This is a genomic window from Patescibacteria group bacterium (assembly GCA_018817085.1).
Classification (GTDB): domain Bacteria; phylum Patescibacteriota; class WWE3; order CG2-30-40-12; family CG2-30-40-12; genus CG2-30-40-12.
In genome coordinates this window covers 1-2897 of sequence record JAHIUT010000049.1, presented here as the reverse complement: position 1 = coordinate 2897, position 2897 = coordinate 1, and the positions used below count along the sequence as shown (strand labels likewise).

The window sequence follows — 2897 nt, the reverse complement described above, 5'->3', positions numbered from 1 at the left end:
TGGGGGTAATATATTTTCATAATGGGGATAAGGAAAAAGCGAAAGAATACATAGAAAAAGCGTTGGAGATAAACCCAGGGGACGATAGATTAAGGAAAACATTGGAAATTGTCTCCAACCAAGGAGACTCCTTGTACAAGGAGTCTCCTTAGAAAAGGTCTCTCCTTTGCAAAGGAGAGACCTTAGTTAAACTCATCTCCTCAACTCTTTTGAAAAAAACCCTTGAATAAACCTTATTCCATACCAAATGTGCGTTAGGAAAATACCAGGAATTACAAGTAACGAAACCTTTATATCCCTTTCTTTTGAAAAAACCCAAACGGAGGTTAGAATTAGCAAAAGGACATATATCAAAACCACCAGTGTCCATAATAAAAATAAGGGACGATCCAATAAATACAAAAAGGGACCTATCAAAAACCCCAGCGCGAAAAGAGGTGGGACAAAATAACTAAATTTTCGCGAAGTCTGGGGAAGCGTTTTTGCAAAATGTCCGCGGTGAAGACCAAAGTTACCATTTTGTTTTAAGTGCTTTTTAAAAAGCGGACGGCGATGGTGATAGACAAGAACATCAGGGACATACAAAATCTTTTTCTTTAACCCGCAAACTATATCCAAACAAAGTTTGGTATCTTCTCCCGGATAAAAATTAGAATCAAACCCACCAACTTTAGTAAAACCCTCTTTTCTCACAATAAAATTCATAGAAGGAAAATCCTCCACAAACATTTTTCTAGTGGGTACAAATCTATGCGCGCAATTCCCTCCCCCTAAAAGAGAAGCCGATACCCAACCAGACGCTTTTTCAAATGCGGAAGCGTTTGGCGGGGTAACCCCCGGTCCGCATACCGCAGTAATGGACATATCTCCAAAATAAAAACTTGCCACTTTCAACCAATCCTTTGAAGGATATGCGTCATCATCAATAAAAGCAAGCCAACTGCCTTTAGCGTATTTAATAGCAAGGTCTCGCCTTTTAGCGGGATTACCCGCTAAACTCGGCGCGGAAATAAATTTAACTTTGGGGAACTTTTTGTTGCAAGGTTTTGTGGTAAAAACTAAAACCTCAAAATTGGGATAATCCAAATCTTTATACTTCGGGAGGGACTCTTCCAAATAAAGGTTATATTCTTCGGCAACTATTATGATGGAGATGAAAGGATACTTCATACATTAACCCTCATCGCAAGTTCTTTATCATAAACCCATTTTCTTTTACTTTTATCGTCGTAATAACCCAAAATATTAAGGCGATAAAAAACTCCAAGCATATCTACAAAAAAATTCCACGAAGATTTAATTAAAGTCTCCCAATCGCTCTTAAGACTGTTTTCTGCCCAATTAACTTTAATAGGCGCTTCAAAAATTCGGGAATACCCCAAATGCTTTATCACCACTAAAAGTTCAATATCAAAAGCAAACCTTTTTATAATAAGCCGTGGCAGAACCTTTTCAAGTACCCCCCTCTTAAACACTTTCAAACCCGCTTGAGTGTCTCTAAGTTTTAATCCAAAAAGAAGTCTTTGAAGATATTGCAAACCAATGGAGAAAAACTTCCTTCTAGCGGGATAAACCAGTTTACTGGCGGGATGCCTTTTACTGCCCACCATAACATCCGCGTCATACCAATACATATGTTCCATAATCAAAGAGATGCCGTTTGGGTCTATATCCATACCGCTGTCTATAAAAGCTACAAAATCCCCCTTTGCGCGAGCCATGCCATAACGGACGGCATATCCTTTTCCTTTGTTTGTTTTGTAGCCGTGAACACGAAGTTTTGGATTTCTCATTTGTTTTGCTCGCGGATATGTTTTATCCAAAAACCCATCCACCACTGCAATAAGTTCATAAGAAAAACGAGTTTTATCCAGATCGGACAAAATGTTTTTTAAATCCTGTTTAATTGTGTTTTCCTGCTTATAGCAAGGAACTATAACAGATAAATCCATCGTTATAAACTCCATTCTATCGTCATTGCGAGAAGGAACGAAGTGACGACGAAGCAATCTCAAGGGGATTGCTTCGTCTCTCGCCTGCGGCTCGTTCCTCGCAATGACGAAAAACCTTTGAATTTTAAATTTAATATATAGTACCCCAACAAAACCACAAACAATATCACATTAACATAAACCAAATTATCCACCACCATCATAAGACTTTTATGTCTAAACCAAATTAAAATAACCTGCAGTAACGCGCCTATTGCCAAAACAACACCGATTTTCATCTTATAAACAGATAAAAAATACTGCGAAAACAAATAAATAAGTGTATATAAAAACATAAATAGCGTAAATTTTGGGAGAAACTCTACCGCTCTCAAGTAATTTGCCCCAAACAAAGTCAGAACCACAAACTTTGGAAAAACCATAAATACAAAAAGACCACAAAGCAGAATACCTGTTGTTAACACTAAAGAATTTAAAAACACTTTGCTGGTGTTTTCCCCTTTGGCGTGACTTTCGGAAGATATAGGAAACAAAACCAGTCCCACCGTGCTTGCGCCGAAAAATAAAATTCTTCCTATAATCGCCATACTTGAATATATTCCAGAAACTTCTTCGCTAAAAAAATGTTTCACCAAAACAACATCCACATTAAAAAGAACCGCAAGAGAAATCAAGGTTAAAGAAGAAGGTAAGGCAAATTTTAAAAGGCGGGAAAGCCATTTGGATAATTCCGCTCCTATTGTTAGATTTAAGTTCCTTTTTAATAAAAGGCAAACTATAATAAACGACAACAAAGCCCCAATGAATATTCCCGCCATAGTTCCCGTTATTTCATACATCAACAAAGTTAGTCCTATTCCAATCAAAAACTTGTTTAACGCGGTAACAATATTGGCCAAACTAAAATCCATAAATCTCTGCAATCCTTGCAAAAAAGATATTGGA

At 37.3% G+C, this 2897-nt stretch carries 4 protein-coding genes; 1 reads left to right on the top strand and 3 read right to left on the bottom strand.

The genetic code is table 11. The annotated features are described in order from the left end of the window. Positions 1–152, top strand: a 152-nt coding sequence (locus KJ678_03340; GenBank protein MBU1017165.1) for a tetratricopeptide repeat protein, incomplete at its 5' end; no start/stop codon positions are given. A gap of 40 nt (positions 153–192) precedes the next feature. Here KJ678_03340 and KJ678_03335 read toward each other — a convergent pair. The 3 genes from KJ678_03335 to KJ678_03325 form a co-directional block, all read right to left on the bottom strand. Then, a complete protein-coding gene (locus KJ678_03335; protein MBU1017164.1) occupies positions 193–1170 on the bottom strand; it encodes a glycosyltransferase in 978 nt (325 codons plus the stop codon). Further along, positions 1167–1952, bottom strand: coding sequence for a glycosyltransferase (locus tag KJ678_03330; GenBank protein ID MBU1017163.1), 786 nt, complete (start codon positions 1950–1952; stop codon positions 1167–1169). The genes KJ678_03335 and KJ678_03330 overlap by 4 nt, the downstream gene beginning before the upstream one ends. Before the next feature lie 59 nt (positions 1953–2011). Then, positions 2012–2897 (bottom strand): oligosaccharide flippase family protein (locus KJ678_03325; GenBank protein ID MBU1017162.1); only part of this gene is annotated, 886 nt, incomplete at its 5' end.

Coding starts and splice junctions, on each gene's coding strand:
- KJ678_03335 (MBU1017164.1), bottom strand. CDS start 1,170: ATGAAGTATCCTTTCATCTCCATCATAATAGTTGCCGAAGAATATAAC.
- KJ678_03330 (MBU1017163.1), bottom strand. CDS start 1,952: ATGGATTTATCTGTTATAGTTCCTTGCTATAAGCAGGAAAACACAATT.